Genomic DNA, 14,569 nt, shown 5'->3' with positions numbered 1-14,569 from the left:
CCAACTCGACCAAGCCACCGAACAACACGGCAAAGGCGACCTCACCACCCTCCTCACCGGCAACGACACCTGGACCGTCACCCCCTGACACCACCGGAACCAAGACCACCAACCGGCCCCCCGTGGCAAACCGGGGGCCCGGTTCGTTAATGTCCCTCTCATCCGAGCAAGTGGGGGGAGGGCACATGACCCGCATGGCCCTGAGTGGGTCCGTGAGTACGTCCGTGAGTGCGTCCGCGAACTCAAGGGAACGGCAGCCCTGTCGACACCCCTCTTCCCCTGCGCCCACAGTGATCGGCACCGAAGTACGCCGGCTCACAAGCGCACGGCACAGACACGCACCCCGACCCGTCCTTACGGAGCACCTCCATGCCCCAGCAGCAATGCCCCTTCGCCATCGACGCCTCCGGGACCGACGTCCACGGTGAGATCGCCCGTATCCGCGCGCACGGCCCGGTCACCCGGATCGAGCTGCCGGGCGGCGTGGCCGCCTGGTCGGTCACCGGCGCCGAGGCCGCCAAGAGCCTGATGACCGACCCGCGCGTCTCCAAGGACGCCGAACGCCACTGGCCCGCGTGGATCAATGGTGACATTCCCCGGACCTGGCCGCTGGCCCTGTGGATATCCGTCCGCAGCATGATCACCGCGTACGGGGAGGAGCACAGCCGGCTGCGCAAGCTGACGTCCCGGGCGTTCACCGCCCGTCAGACGGCGTCCCTGCGCCCGACGATCGAGCACATCGTCTCCGACCTCCTCGACAAGCTGGCCGACACCCCGCAGGGCCGGCCGGTCGACCTGCGCAGGGCGTTCGCGAGCCCGCTGCCCGTCCAGGTGATCTGCGAGCTCTTCGGGGTCCCGGAGAGCTCGCGCGACCGGCTCTGCCGCCTCATCGACATCACCTTCCTTACGGAGGTGACCCCCGAGGAGGCCGAGGCGACCGGGCGCGAACTCTATGTGGCGCTCAACGAGTTCATCGCCTTCAAGCGCGCCAACCCCGGTGACGACATGACCAGCGGTCTGATCGCCACCCGCGACGAGGACGACGGGAGCGGTCTCACCGAGGTCGAGCTCGTGGACACCCTGCTGCTGATGATCTCGGCCGGGTTCGAGACCGTGGTCAACCTGATCGACCAGGCCGCGTGCGCTCTGCTCACCCACCCCGAGGAGCTGGCCCGCGTCCGCAGCGGCGAAGTCGCCTGGGAGGACGTGATCGAGGAGACCCTGCGCTGGGAGCCGCCGGCCGCCCATGTGCCGCTGCGGTACGCCGTGGAGGACATCGAGATCGGCGGTGTGCTGATCCGCCGGGGCGAACCGATCCTGATCGCGCTCGCCGGTCCCGGCCGCGACCCCGAGGTGCACGGCGAGAGCGTCGACCGCTTCGACCCGTCGCGTCCGCTGCGCCGTGAGCACCTGGCCTTCGGGCACGGCGTCCACTACTGCCTGGGGGCCCCGCTGGCCCGTATGGAGGCCACCGTGGCCCTGTCGGCCCTCTTCGAGCGCTTCCCCGACGTGGCCCTCGCGACGCCCGTCGAACAGCTCGCCCAGCTCCCGTCGTTCATCTCCAACGGGCACCGGGAAGTGCCGCTCCTGCTGAACAACCGCTAGGGGCACGGAAGAAGGGGCCCTGCCGTTCGGTCGCGGCAGGGCCCCTTCCCGTACGGGAGGCGGCGCCGCCGGTCAGGCGAAGGCGGGCGCGTGGTCGCGGGCCCACGCGGCGTACGAGCGCGCCGGGCGGCCGGTGAGCTCCCGCACGTCCGGGGAGACGCCGGCCTTCGCCCCGGCCCGCTGGCGCTCGGCGCTGTGCAGCAGCGCCTCGGCCACCGGCTGCGGGTAGCGCGCCAGGAGCGCGGCACGGGCCCGTTCGGGGCCCAGTTCCTCGAACCGGAGCGGTCTGCCCAGGGCGTCGGCGAGGAGCGCGGTCTGCTCGGCGGCGGTGACGGCCGCGGGGCCGGAGAGCGCGTAGGCGCGGCCCTCGTGGACGCCGGGCTCGGTGAGCGCCCGCACCGCCACCTCCGCGATGTCGCGCGGGTCCACCGTCGCGTTGGGCGCGTCCCCGTACAGCGCGCGCACCACGCCCTCCTCGCGTACCGACCGCGCCCAGGACAGGGTGTTGGTCATGAAGGCGCGGGGCCGCAGCAGGGTCCAGGCGAGCCCGGACTCCCGTACGGCCGTCTCGTTCTCGCGCTGGCGGCGGGTGATCAGGTCGTCGGCGGCCGGGTCGGTGACGGCCAGCGCGGAGAGCTTGACCAGATGGCGCACCCCGGCCGCGCGGGCGGCCTCCGCGAACCGCACGTCGTCGGGCTCCCCGATGCTGCCGGTGACCAGAAAGGCCGCCCGTACGCCCCGGAGTGCGCGGTCGAGGCTGTCGCGATCGGCGTACTCGCCGCCGGCCACCTCGACGGCCGGTCCGGTGGCCGTCACGCGCTCGGGCCGTCTGGCCAGGACGCGCACCGGGTGGGCGGGCGCGAGCAGTCGGGCGACCTCGCCCCCCACGGTCCCGGTCGCGCCGGTCACCAGAATCATCGTCGTCCCCTTCGCCCGCGGCTCGCCCGGCCGGTCCTCGTCCCGCCCGTCAGCCGACGCGCGGCGCCGACAGTGTGGCGAGGAAGACCAGGCTGTCTTCCTGGTGGCCGGTGACCTGCACACTGGTCATTCCGGGGCGCCGGGGCGCCGCATCGGTGACCTGTATCCAGCAGGTGCTGTCGAACTCCGCGTACCGGTGGAACGCTATGTCACCCGCGACCGGCACATACGGCGCCGGTCCCAGGGCCGCGTTGGCCGCCTGGCGGGCCGCCTCCAGGAGGAGCATGCCGGGCACGTGGTCGTTGGGGCGCTGGAAGAGCGTGGGGTGCGTGGTGTCCACGCGCAGCCGCCAGACGCGCTCCTGCGGGCACGGCGACAGCACCACGTCGGCGGAGCGGGTGCGGCCCGCGAGGTCGGCGGGGACGGGCAGCGGGAGGTGCTCGGTGGCGCCGGGGGACGTACGGTCGCCGCGCAGGCGCCGGTAGACGCCGGGGCTCAGCACCCGGGCCTGGCCGGAACCGGTGGCCACCAGACGTCCCAGGCGGCGCAGCACCCAGTGGACCTTGAGGCGCGAGAGCCTGCCGCCGCGCCATTCGAGGCGGGAGAACTCCAGTTCCACGTCGACGAGGGCCGACTGTCCGCCGACGTCCAACTGGCTGTCGTTGGCCGTGTATTCGAGGTCGGTCAGCATGAAGTGGTAGTCGAGGGGCACCTCGTAGCCCGCGTGCACTATCAGCATCGCGGACTGCCGCATCGTCTCGACGACGAGCAGCGGATCGTGCAGACCGCCCGCGACGGGTTCGAAGAACACGTGGTCGTGCGGCCAGTGCGCGGCGACCGAGAAGGTGTGTTCGTCGCGCCGGCGCCAGCCGTGCGGGAAGGCGTCGGCGGCCCTTGCCCGGTGGACCAGTTCCGGCGAGACCGGGTGCGATTGCGTCATGGTGGTGGGCCCGGCCCCGGTTATGGGTATGGCGCTGGTCAATACTGCTTCTGTTTGTGACATGGCTCCCCCCGAGGCATGTACGAAGAAACATGGTCATGCGTACCACTGTTAAGATACAAACTAGACGGTTTTTTTCAAGTGGGGGGCACGGGCGGCCCCGAAGGTTCACAGCGTCGACATCGCGGCGCAACACGAGGAGGCAGCGTGGCGAAGCAGGACCGTGCGATCCGCACCAGGAGGGCGATCCTGGAGGCCGCGGCCATCGTCTTCGAGAAGCAGGGGTTCCAGGCCGCCACGATCACCGACATCCTGAGGGTGGCCGGGGTCACCAAGGGCGCGCTGTACTTCCACTTCCAGTCGAAGGAAGCGCTCGCGCACGGGGTCCTGAACGAGCAGGGCTCCGGCCCCTCGCTGCCGGCGCAGCCCGTCAAGCTCCAGGAACTGATCGACTCCGGCTCGGTGCTCGCCCACCGCCTGCGCACCGACCACCTGGTCCGCGCCAGCATCCGGCTGACCCTCGACCAGCAGGCCACGGGGCTCGACCGCACCGGCCCGTTCCGGCACTGGAGCGAGGTGAACGAGGAGGTGCTGACGCTGGCTCAGCAGCGCGGCGAGCTGATGCCCAACGTGGTCATCTCCGACACCGCCGAGCTGTACGTGGGGGCCTTCGCCGGGCTCCAGATGATGTCGCAGACGCTCAGCGACTACCAGGACCTCTCGCACCGCCACGCGGTCCTGCAGCGCCATGTGATGTCGAGCATCGCGGTGCCTTCGGTGCTGGCGGCCCTGGACTTCTCCGAGGACCGCGGCGCGCGGATCATCGCCGAGCTGGAGCCGGTGCACGACGCCGAGTGCGCGGCGGCGGCGGTCTGACCGACCCGGCCGCCGCCCCGCCCCGGCGCGGGGTCACTCGGAGGCCGTGGCACCGTCCTGGCGCGGGGCGTCGAGGTTGGGCAGCGCCCCGCCGAAGCGGCGGTCGCGCTGGGCGTACTCCAGACAGGCGCGCCACAGGTCCCGGCGGTCGAAGTCCGGCCACAGCACGTCCTGGAAGACCATCTCGGCGTAAGCGCTCTGCCAGAGAAGGTAGTTGGAGGTGCGCTGCTCGCCGCTGGGGCGCAGGAACAGGTCCACGTCCGGCATGTCGGGGTAGTACAGGTACTTGGCGAAGGTCTTCTCGCCGACCTTCGACGGGTCGAGCCGGCCCGCCTTCACATCCTCGGCCAGCGCCTTCGCCGCGTCGGCGATCTCCGCCCGGCCGCCGTAGTTCATGCAGAAGTACAGCGTGAGCCGGTCGTTGTCCTTGGTCTGCTCCTGGGCGACCTGGAGCTCCTTGGCCACCGAGCGCCACAGCTTGGGCATCCGGCCCACCCAGCGCACCCGGATGCCGAGCTCGTCGAGCTGGTCGCGGGTCTTGCGGATGAAGTCGCGGTTGAAGTTCATCAGGAAGCGCACCTCGTCGGGCGAGCGCTTCCAGTTCTCGGTGGAGAAGGCGTACAGCGAGATCGAGCCGACCCCCATCTCGATCGCGCCCTGGAGCACGTCGAGGACGCGCTCGGCGCCGACCTTGTGGCCCTCGGTGCGCGGCAGCCCGCGCTCCTTCGCCCAGCGCCCGTTGCCGTCCATGACGACCGCCACGTGCTTGGGCACCAGTTCGCCGGGGATCTTCGGCGGGCGCGCACCCGAGGGGTGCGGCTCGGGGGTCGTGTACTCGCGCCGGGACCGGCCGCCCAGGATTCCGCGTCGTGCCATGTGGCCTTCTTCTCCCTCAGTTCTTCTCTACGTACCGCAGTGAGCGCAGGCCGCGCTCCAGATGCCAGTGCAGATAGGCCGACACGAGGCCGCTGCCCTCGCGTACGTGCCGGGGCTCGCTCGCGTCGGCCGTCGCCCAGTCCCCCGTCAGCAGCGCGCTCAGCAGCCCGACCGCCTCCGCAGAGGGTACGACGCTGCCCGGCACCCGGCAGTCGGCGCAGACCACACCGCCGCTCGCGATGGAGAAGAACCGGTTGGGGCCGTGGATGCCGCACCGCGCGCAGTCCTCGAAGCTCGGCGCGTAGCCGTTGACGGCGAGCGAGCGCAGCAGGAAGGCGTCGAGGACCAGATTGGGGGCGTGCTCGCCGCGCGCGAGGGTGCGCAGCGCGCCCACCAGCAGCAGGTACTGCTGTACGGCGGGCTCGCCCTCGTGGTCGGTGAACCGTTCCGCCGTCTCCAGCATCGCGGTACCGGCGGTGTACCGGCCGTAGTCGGCGACGATCGCGCCACCGTACGGAGCGATCGTCTCACTCTGGGTGCACAGGGGCAGGCCGCGGCCGACCAGCTCGCTGCCGCGCGCGAAGAACTGCACGTCCACATGGGAGAACGGCTCCAGGCGCGCGCCGAACTTGGACTTGGTGCGGCGCACTCCGCGGGCGACGGCGCGCACCCGCCCGTGCCCGCGGGTCAGAAGCGTGATGATCCGGTCGGCCTCACCGAGCTTCTGGGTCCGCAGCACGATGCCGTCGTCCCGGAACAGACTCATGGGGCCATTGTTTCACCGCGCGGGCCGGGCTCCGTCAGGACGGGGTCCGGGCCGCCGCCAGGAGGCGGGCCACATCGTCCGCGCACAGCTGGAGCGCGCCGCCGACCGTGCTGAGGACCTCGCGCTCGGCCGGCCGGTACGGACCGTCGGCCAGCGCGATCCGGGCGCCCTGGAGCAGGATCGACTCGCGGCCGGCCGGGGCGAGGTGCGGGGCCAGCGGTTCCAGCGACTCATGGAGCTCGATGGCGAGGGCCGCGCCGCACGGGTCGGCCTCGGTGTCGGTGAGGAAGCGCCCGGTGTCGGCCGCCAGCGCCTCGATCAGGGTGAGCAGCTGATCCTCGGTGCAGTCGTCGTACCCGGCGGCGCGGACCGTGGCGACGGCGGTGGAGGTGACCGTACGGGAGGCGGTGCCGCCCGCGGCGAGGACGGCGAGGGCGACGGTGTGCACGGCGTCGCGCAGCATCGCCGAGAAGCGGGTGGTGGTGGGGTGGTCGAGGGCGTCCGTACCGAAGTGGGTCTCGCAGGCCGCGCACTCCACCACGGGCCCGGCGGCGCCGCGCGGCAGCAGCGGGACGCCGAGGACGGCCAGGCGCCGACGGCCGGTGCGGCGGCGGAAGTTGCGGTCGCCCCCGCACTCCGGGCAGAAGAACTCCCCGTCGCCCACGGTGGTCCAGGCGGTCCGGACCGTCCACACGCGTTCGAGGATGCCCGCGGCGCGAGGGTTCGTCGCGTTGTGTCCCCGGCCTAGCACCACCGCACACCTCCGTAACGGACCGGCAACATTGCCGCGTTGACGTGATGTTAGCCACATCGGCGAGGCGGCGTCAGCACCCTGCGGGGAGGAGTGGCGCAAAGACGGCGCCCCACCGGCCGCCAGGGGCCGGTGGGGCGCCGTGCGGCGCCGGGGGCTACGGACGGGCCGAGCGGTTGACGGCCGAGATGACCGCCTTCAGCGAGGCGCGCGTGGTGTTGGCGTCGATGCCGATCCCCCACAGGACCTGCCCGTCGATGGCGCACTCGATGTACGAGGCGGCCTGCGCGGACGCGCCCTCGCTCATCGTGTGCTCCTGGTAGTCCAGCAGTCGCGCGTCCACACCGACGGCGGCCAGCGCCTCGAAGAAGGCCGAGATCGGACCGTTGCCGGTACCGGTCAGGACCGTGTCCACGCCGTCCACGACCGCCTCGACGGTCAGCGTGTCCCGGCCGTCCTTGTCGGTCGTGGTCTGGCCGGAACGCAGCTGGATGCGGCCCCACTGGTTGGCCGGATTCGGCAGGTACTCGTCCTGGAAGACCGACCAGATCTGGCCGGGCGTGACCTCGCCGCCCTCGGCGTCGGTCTTCGCCTGGATGATCCGGGAGAACTCGATCTGCATCCGGCGCGGCAGGTCCAGCTTGTGGTCGTTCTTCAGGACGTACGCGATACCGCCCTTGCCGGACTGGGAGTTGACCCGGATGACCGCCTCGTAGGAGCGGCCGACGTCCTTCGGGTCGATCGGCAGGTACGGGACGGCCCACTCGATGTCGTCGACGGTGACGCCCCGGGCGGCGGCGTCCGCCTCCATCGCGTCGAAGCCCTTCTTGATGGCGTCCTGGTGGGAGCCGGAGAAGGCGGTGTAGACCAGGTCGCCCGCGTAGGGGTGGCGCGGGTGGACCTCCATCTGGTTGCAGTACTCCGAGGTCCGGCGGATCTCGTCGATCTGCGAGAAGTCGATCTGCGGGTCGACGCCCTGGCTGAACAGGTTCATGCCCAGGGTGACCAGGTCGACGTTGCCGGTGCGCTCGCCCTGGCCGAACAGACAGCCCTCGATGCGGTCGGCCCCGGCCATGATCGCCAGCTCGGCCGCCGCCACCGCCGTACCGCGGTCGTTGTGCGGGTGCACCGACAGGCAGACGAACTCGCGGCGGGTCAGGTTGCGGCTCATCCACTCGAACCGGTCCGCGTGCGTGGAGGGCGTCGAACGCTCCACCGTGGCGGGCAGGTTGAGGATGATCTCGCGGCCCTCCTCGGGCTGCCACACGTCGCAGACCGCCTCGCAGACCTCCAGGGCGAAGTCCAGCTCGGTGTCGGTGAAGATCTCCGGGCTGTACTGGTAGCCGAAGGTCGTCTCCGGGCCCAGGATCTTCTCCGCGTACTCCATCACCAGCCGGGTGCCGTCCACGGCGATCTGCTTGATGTCGTCCTTGGAGCCGCGGAAGACGACCCGGCGGAAGGTCGGGGCGGTGGCGTTGTACAGGTGCACGGTGGCGCGGTGGGCGCCGCGCAGGGACTCCACGGTCCGCTCGATCAGGTCCTCACGGGCCTGGGTCAGGACGGAGATCGTCACGTCCTCGGGGATCGCGCCCTCTTCGATGATCGACCGTACGAAGTCGAAGTCGGTCTGCCCCGACGACGGGAAGCCGACCTCGATCTCCTTGTAGCCCATGCGCACCAGCAGGTCGAACATCTCGCGCTTGCGGGCGGGGCTCATGGGGTCGATCAGCGCCTGGTTGCCGTCGCGCAGATCGGTGGACAGCCAGCGCGGCGCCTTGGTGATCCGCTTCTCGGGCCAGGTGCGGTCCGGGATGGGCACGGCCTCGTAGGAGCCGTACTTGTGGATCGGCATCCCGGACGGCTTCTGGGTGTGGGTCGCGTTGGTGACGGGCGTCGGGCGACCGACAGACACAGGGTTCTCGGACATCGCGTAGGGCTCCTCGGGGCCTTCGGGCTGGGGGTCCCCCGCTCCTTGGGAGCTTGGGGGAGGCCGACTGGTCGAAGCAGCACCAGGTCCCGCGGGGAGGGGGTCGGCCTACGACTTACAGGCCCTCGCCGCGGCAGCTAAGGAGAAGCAGCCCGAAACGCATGATGTGCCGCAGCCTAGCCGAGGGGCGCGGAAAGCGCCGGTCCCGTTTCAGTATGCGGGACGTCGCCGACGGGACCAGGGACCAAAGTCCCGGACCGGACCGACCGGACCGACCGGACCGACCGGAGGGCCGCCCGGCGGGCGTAGCGCACCGGCGTCGCGGCCGTGGCGGCGTGCGGTGACGGCGCCGCGACCCGGTGCCACGTTCCCGTGCCCGTGCCGGGCGCGGCCGTTCGCCGGCTTCACGTACTTCGTGCCGCCGACGCGGGGGCGGCGCGCCCGGTGCGCTGCTAGACAGTAAGCATGCGTATCCAGGTGACCCGCACAGGAGGATTCGCCGGCATCGAGCGCCGGGCCGAGGTCGACACCTCGGGCCGGCCCGACGCGGCCCAGTGGCACGCCCTGGCGGAGGCCGCCCTCGCCGACAGCGGGGCCGAACCCTCTCCGGGCGTGCCCGACGGCTTCCACTACGAGATCACGGTCGACGGCCGCACGGTCCACTGCGCGGACCCCCGGCTGTCCGAGGCCCAGCGGACGCTGGTGTCGCAGGTGCTCAAAGAGGGTGCGTAGCGGGGGACGGGCTTGCTTTGATGCGCGGCATGAAGACAAGCGCACCGGACTCGCCGGACTCGCCCGACGTGGCAGGGCCTCCCGCCCCCGCCGACCTGCGGGTCCTGGAGGGCTACTACGACGCGGTGCCGCGCACATCGGCCCGCGCGGAGGACTTCGGCCCGCTGACCCTGTTCGTACGGGAGGGCCCGGGCTGGCCGTTCTACGCGCGGCCCACGCTCGGCCGCTCGGGGCCGGTGTCGGCGGCGGACGTCGACCGGGTACGGGCGCGCCAGCGGGAGCTGGGGATACCCGAGGCCTTCGAGTGGGTGCACGAGGTGGCGCCGGGGCTGCGGGCGGCCGTGGAGGCGTCGGGCCTCGCGGTCCACGCCCATCCGCTGATGGTGCTGTCCCCCGACGCGCCGGACGCCCCCGCCCACCCGCTCGTACGGATGGTCGGCGCCCAGGACCCGCTGCTGCACGCGGCCCTGGTGGTGCCGCACCTGGCGTTCGCGGCGCCCGGTACGGCGGTGGGGGCGGCGGGTCCGGAGGAGCTGACGGCCGAGATCGCGGCGCGGGTGGGCGACGGGCGCGCGGCACAGGTCGCGGAGCGCATCCGCGCCGGGCTCACCGCGGTGGCGGCGGCGGTCGAGAACGGCCTCCCGCTCTGCTCGGGCATGCACCAGCCGCTGGGCCCGGTGACGGAGATAGTCGGCGTCGGCACCCTGCCGGCGGCCCGGCGCCGGGGCCTGGGCGAGGCGGTCACGGCACGGCTGGTGCGGGATGCGCGGGAGGGGGGCGCGTCGACGGTGTTCCTGTCGGCGGGCGACGAGGATGTGGCGCGGATGTATGGGCGGCTGGGGTTTGTGCGGGTGGGGACGGCACTGATCGCGGAGGGCTGAGGCCCTCCCCCACCCCACCCCTTCCCGAAACCCCGCCGGGGGCGGACGACCTCGGGGCTGGGCCCCGACCCCGGGTGGGGGCCTGCGGCCCCGGGTGAGGGACCTGCGGCCCGAGGGGGCGACTCCCGGCGGGGCACCCGGCCCCGGGCGGGGCTAGCCATGGGCGAGGCCCCGGCCCCCGGGCGGGACCTGCGGCCCCTGTACCCCGCTACCGCGGTGCTTGCGCCCGCGCGCCGGTGGGGGCTGATCGCGCAGTTCCCCGCGCCCCTGAGGCGGGCCCGGTGCGTGGTGCCTTCAAGGGGCGCGGGGAACTGCGCGCCCAGCCCCAGAGGATCCGCAGGCGAAAGGACGGCGCGGGGCCCGGGGCCGCAGACCGCAGAGAGGGACCAGGGGCGCAGCCCCGAGAGCAGGCGCGGGGCCGCAGGCCCCGCAAAGGGGTCCAGGGGCGCAGCCCCGGAAGCGGGGTGCAGGGGCCGCAGGCCCCGCAGAGGGGGGACCAGGGGCGCACCCCCGGGAGTGGGGTGCAGGGGCCGCAGGTCCCGCAGAGGGGGGCCGGGGGCGTAGCCCCCGGGGGACTGTCCTCGCCCCCGCCCGCCCCCGGCAGGGTTTGGGGAAGGGGCGGGGTGGGGGTCAGAAGCCCAGTTTGCGCAACTGCTTCGGATCCCGCTGCCAATCCTTCGCCACCTTCACATGAAGATCGAGAAACACCGGCGTCCCCAGCAGCGCCTCAATGTGCTGGCGCGACTTCATCCCGACTTCCTTCAGCCGCTTCCCCTTGGGACCGATGATGATCCCCTTCTGGCTCGGCCGCTCGATGTACACGTTCGCGTGGATGTCGAGCAGCGGCCGGTCGGCCGGCCGGTCCTCGCGCGGCAGCATCTCCTCCACCACCACCGCGATGGAGTGCGGAAGCTCGTCCCGTACCCCCTCCAGCGCCGCCTCGCGGATCAGCTCGGCCACCATCACCTGCTCGGGCTCGTCCGTGAGGTCGCCCTCGGGGTAGAGCGCCGGGCCCTCGGGCAGGAGCGGGACCAGGAGGTCCGCCACCAGCTGGACCTGCTGGTCGCCGACGGCCGAGACCGGCACGATCTGCGCCCACTCGAAGCCCAGCTCCTCCCCGAGCCGCTGCACGGCGAGCAACTGCTCGGCGAGCGCCTTGGAGTCGACGAGGTCCGTCTTCGTCACGATCGCGATCTTCGGGGTCTTCTTGATCCCCGCGAGTTCCTTGGCGATGAACTTGTCGCCGGGCCCCAGCTTCTGGTCCGCCGGCAGACAGAAGCCGATCACGTCGACCTCGGCCCAGGTCGTGCGGACCACGTCGTTCAGCCGCTCGCCGAGCAGCGTGCGCGGCTTGTGCAGGCCCGGCGTGTCGACCAGGATCAGCTGCGCGTCGGGGCGGTGCACGATGCCGCGGACGGTGTGCCGCGTCGTCTGCGGACGGCTGGAGGTGATCGCCACCTTCTGTCCGACCAGAGCGTTCGTGAGGGTCGACTTGCCCGCGTTGGGGCGGCCGACGAAACAGGCGAAGCCGGCCCGGTGAGGGGCGTTGTTCTCAACAGTACGAGCGCTCATGCCGCCCATTCTCCCCGATCCGAACACCCCCGCTGCACGCGCGCCCCCACCGCTCAGCCGCGCCGCCCCCGCGCCCGCCGCAGCCGCCACCCCAGAACACCCGCCGTCACGGCCGCCACCAGCACCGCGAGGCCCAGCCAGGGCAGGGCGAGGAAGGACGCGCCGCCCGATCCGGTGACGCCTCTGGCGCTCGCCGTGAGCCGTACGTCACCCCGGTCCAGCTGCGGCGAGCCGGCCCACGGCTCGGTGAGGCGGACCTTCTGGCCGGGCAGCAGCTCGGCCGGGACCTTGGTGAGCGCGCGGCTGAGCAGCGTACGTCCGAACAGGCCCGTCGCCCTCAGCTCCACCTTCGGGTCGAGCGTGACGTTGCCCCGGTTGTGCAGCGTGTACGAGATCGTGGTCCGGCTCGTACCGGTGCCGGGCACCAGCGGCCGGTGCTGGGCCAGCTCGACGTCCTCGACGGCGAGCGCGGGCACGGCGGGTCCGGTGACCCGCAGGTAGACGCGTGCGCCGACGGCCTGCTGGACCCCCATGGCCAGCTCCCCGCGCCCGGCCGCGACCTTCTCGTCCAGGGCGACCAGCGCCCCGGGGTGGTCGCCGGGCTCCGCGTCGGCCGGGACGGTGAGGGTGAACGGCACGGTGACCGAGGCGTGCGCGGGGACGGTGATGGCCGCCCGGTCGGGCCTGGTCCAGGCGCCGACGCCGTGCTGCGGCTCGCTCCGGGTCCGCACGGCGAACCCGCCGTCGCGTTCGGTGTTGTACGCGTCGGCCCCGTAGAGCCGGAAGGCCTTCGGCGCGGCCGTCTTGTTGGTGACGGTGACCTGGTCGCCGAGGGTGGTGCCGGGGCTCGCGGAGAGGTAGAAGTACGGGCGCGGGTCCGCGCCGGAGGATGCCGGATAGACGGCCCAGTTGCCGTTGTCGGCGGCGCGCGCGGGCGTGCCCGGGGCCGCCAGGACGGCGACGGCGGCGGCGATGACGGCGGCGATCAGGAGCGGGACGGACAGTCGGCGCACGGTGCGCTACCCCCGGGGACGGGTGGGCCGGCCGGGTGCGCGCCCGGCCCACGGGTGGATCAGGCCAGCGTGAGCGTCAGCACGCCGGAGTACGCGCCGGGCGCGGTGAACGCGGGAACGTTCAGCGAGACCCGGGCGTCGACGGTGAACTCACCGCCGGTGAGCGCCGCGTTGGGCGTGGTCGCGAGGGTCGCGCCCGCGCTGCCCACGGTGCCCGGCGAGCCCGCCGCGCAGGTCGACGGGGATCCGGCCTTGGTGGCGCAGACCGGCGTCCAGCCGAGCTTGGAGGCGTCGATCTTCGCCCCGGCGGGGCCGGTGAAGTCGGTGACCTTGCCGGTCAGGGACCAGCCCGCGGGGCCGCCGCGGAAGTCCTGGACCGTCACCGTCCGGAGCGAGCCGCGGGAGAAGCCGCCCTTGCCGAAGTCGACGGCGTCCAGGGAGACGGCGTCGCCGGCCTGGGTCATGGAGAGCGTGCCCGCCTTGACCGAGGAGGTGAGCTTCTGGCTGTTCGGCGGCGTCGGGGTGTCGTCGACGACGCTGTACGCCGCCGGCCCGGCCCCCTTGTCGTCGCTCCAGCTCGCTCCCTCGTAGGCGACGATGCCGCTGGTCGCCTTGTCGTTGACCGTGAGGGTGGTGGAGAACGCGCCCTGCGCGTCCGCCGTCACGGTCGCCTTGTCGGCGGTCTCTGCCGCCCCGGCCCGGCCCGCGACCGTCACGGTCGCGCCCGCGGTGAACTTCGACCCGGTGACGGTGACGCCCGCGCCGGGCTTGCCGGAGGCCGTGCCGAGCTGGACGGTCCGCTGGTTGGTCTGGCCGCCGCCGGTCGCGGTGACCGTCTCGGAGACGGGCGCGGGCGGATTGGTGACCGTACAGGGGGTGTCCAGCTCCATGATGTAGCTGGTGTGGATGTTGTAGTCACCGGGCGACAGGGTGATCGCGCCGGGCGCGGTGACGGTGAACGTGCCGGTCATGGAGAACGGCGGGAACGCGCCCTTCCCCGGTACCGGGTCGTTCTTCTTGGGCCCGGCGACCGTGACGTCACCGCTCTGGGCGCCGCCCAGGGCGACCTTTCCGGTGGGGGTCATGATGTCGGCGGGCAGCGCCAGGTCCACCGGGTTGCCGGCGGCGGGCTTGGTGACGGTGTACGTGACGGTGACCGTGTCACCGACCTTGGGCGCGGCCTTGTCCACGGTGATCTGGGCGGACGTGGTGCCGTCGATCGCCGGGATACCGGCGATGGGCGGTGGTACGCAGTGTGTGGCGAAGTCGACGGGAGTCGCGGCCAGGGCCTGCGCGGGCGCGATGAGCGCCCCGGTCCCGGTCATGAGCGCGGCGGCTCCCAGTACGGCGGCCCAGCGGCGCCGTCTTCGTGCTGAAGGCATGACTGCCCCCCTCTGCGGTCGTGGCGCAGCAGCGGCTCGGCTGCGCCGGCAGGGAGCCATTGACCTGGGGGCGCGAAAAGAAGTCAATGGAATCGAAATCCCTTGACTGATGGGCCATCAGATTCTGTCAAGATCCGCGTTCTCGCAGGTCAGCGGAGGGATCACCGGGGCGGATCACCGAGGAGATCGCCGTCCGGCCGGAACAGGGAGAACCGGGGCCGCGGGCCGCGGCGCCGGTTTTGCGGGGGGTGGGGGGGTCGACGTTTCCCCGGGTCCGCTGAACACAAACAGTCCCGGCGCCTTGGCGCCGGTGGAGTTTCCAGTCCCCTG

The 14,569-nt window shown here is 72.5% G+C and carries 13 protein-coding genes; 4 read left to right on the top strand and 9 right to left on the bottom strand.

Annotated features, from left to right (window positions below):
- The first annotated feature begins 369 nt into the window (after window positions 1–369).
- The gene (locus ACZ5ID_RS30665; protein ID WP_468904307.1) at window positions 370–1,605 is read left to right on the top strand and encodes a cytochrome P450 family protein; all 1,236 of its coding nucleotides are present in this window, start codon (window positions 370–372) and stop codon (window positions 1,603–1,605) included.
- A gap of 72 nt (window positions 1,606–1,677) precedes the next feature.
- Here the strand turns inward: ACZ5ID_RS30665 and ACZ5ID_RS30660 are convergent, their stop codons facing one another.
- Together ACZ5ID_RS30660 and ACZ5ID_RS30655 are read right to left on the bottom strand one after the other, a co-directional pair.
- Window positions 1,678–2,523, bottom strand: coding sequence for an NAD(P)H-binding protein (locus ACZ5ID_RS30660; protein WP_468904305.1), 846 nt, complete (start codon window positions 2,521–2,523; stop codon window positions 1,678–1,680).
- A gap of 49 nt (window positions 2,524–2,572) precedes the next feature.
- Window positions 2,573–3,463 carry a ScbA/BarX family gamma-butyrolactone biosynthesis protein gene (locus tag ACZ5ID_RS30655; RefSeq protein WP_468904303.1) on the bottom strand — a complete coding sequence of 297 codons (891 nt, stop codon included), beginning with the start codon at window positions 3,461–3,463 and terminating at the stop codon, window positions 2,573–2,575.
- Between the two features lie 207 nt (window positions 3,464–3,670).
- On the opposite strand from ACZ5ID_RS30655, the gene ACZ5ID_RS30650 reads away from it, so the two are divergent.
- On the top strand, window positions 3,671–4,339 hold the full coding sequence (locus ACZ5ID_RS30650; protein ID WP_468904301.1) for a ScbR family autoregulator-binding transcription factor: 669 nt from the start codon (window positions 3,671–3,673) through the stop codon (window positions 4,337–4,339).
- A gap of 33 nt (window positions 4,340–4,372) precedes the next feature.
- Here ACZ5ID_RS30650 and ACZ5ID_RS30645 read toward each other — a convergent pair whose 3' ends face one another.
- The 4 genes from ACZ5ID_RS30645 to leuA all read right to left on the bottom strand — a co-directional run bounded on the left by ACZ5ID_RS30645 (window position 4,373) and on the right by leuA (window position 8,659).
- Entirely contained in the window at window positions 4,373–5,215 is an 843-nt protein-coding gene (locus ACZ5ID_RS30645; protein WP_468904299.1) for an isoprenyl transferase, read from the bottom strand.
- A 16-nt stretch (window positions 5,216–5,231) separates the two neighbouring features.
- Entirely contained in the window at window positions 5,232–5,981 is a 750-nt protein-coding gene (gene recO, locus ACZ5ID_RS30640) for a DNA repair protein RecO (protein WP_406554536.1), read from the bottom strand.
- Window positions 5,982–6,015: 34 nt separating this feature from the next.
- Complete coding sequence (locus tag ACZ5ID_RS30635) at window positions 6,016–6,735, bottom strand: TerB family tellurite resistance protein (protein ID WP_468904296.1); 720 nt, start codon at window positions 6,733–6,735, stop codon at window positions 6,016–6,018.
- Between the two features lie 154 nt (window positions 6,736–6,889).
- Window positions 6,890–8,659 (bottom strand): 2-isopropylmalate synthase, encoded by a 1,770-nt coding sequence (gene leuA, locus ACZ5ID_RS30630; protein WP_468904294.1) that lies wholly within the window; start codon window positions 8,657–8,659, stop codon window positions 6,890–6,892.
- A gap of 465 nt (window positions 8,660–9,124) precedes the next feature.
- Here leuA and ACZ5ID_RS30625 point away from each other — a divergent pair, with 465 nt between their 5' ends.
- Window positions 9,125–9,391 carry a protealysin inhibitor emfourin gene (locus ACZ5ID_RS30625; RefSeq protein WP_406554539.1) on the top strand — a complete coding sequence of 89 codons (267 nt, stop codon included), beginning with the start codon at window positions 9,125–9,127 and terminating at the stop codon, window positions 9,389–9,391.
- 29 nt (window positions 9,392–9,420) lie between these two features.
- On the top strand, window positions 9,421–10,272 hold the full coding sequence (locus ACZ5ID_RS30620; protein ID WP_468904291.1) for a GNAT family N-acetyltransferase: 852 nt from the start codon (window positions 9,421–9,423) through the stop codon (window positions 10,270–10,272).
- Between the two features lie 630 nt (window positions 10,273–10,902).
- Here the strand turns inward: ACZ5ID_RS30620 and era are convergent.
- The 3 genes from era to ACZ5ID_RS30605 are packed head-to-tail and all read right to left on the bottom strand — an operon-like array spanning window position 10,903 to window position 14,239.
- Complete coding sequence (gene era / locus ACZ5ID_RS30615; protein ID WP_406557469.1) at window positions 10,903–11,844, bottom strand: GTPase Era; 942 nt, start codon at window positions 11,842–11,844, stop codon at window positions 10,903–10,905.
- 53 nt (window positions 11,845–11,897) lie between these two features.
- Window positions 11,898–12,857: a DUF916 domain-containing protein gene (locus tag ACZ5ID_RS30610; protein ID WP_468904288.1), complete on the bottom strand. Its 960-nt coding sequence runs from the start codon at window positions 12,855–12,857 to the stop codon at window positions 11,898–11,900.
- 59 nt (window positions 12,858–12,916) lie between these two features.
- Window positions 12,917–14,239 carry a WxL domain-containing protein gene (locus tag ACZ5ID_RS30605; RefSeq protein WP_468904286.1) on the bottom strand — a complete coding sequence of 441 codons (1,323 nt, stop codon included), beginning with the start codon at window positions 14,237–14,239 and terminating at the stop codon, window positions 12,917–12,919.
- Window positions 14,240–14,569: the final 330 nt, after the last annotated feature.

It is taken from the genome of Streptomyces sp. NPDC031670, from assembly GCF_055580545.1.
The sequence above is the reverse complement of the archived record's forward strand: the minus strand, read 5'-3'. Positions and strand labels throughout refer to the sequence as shown.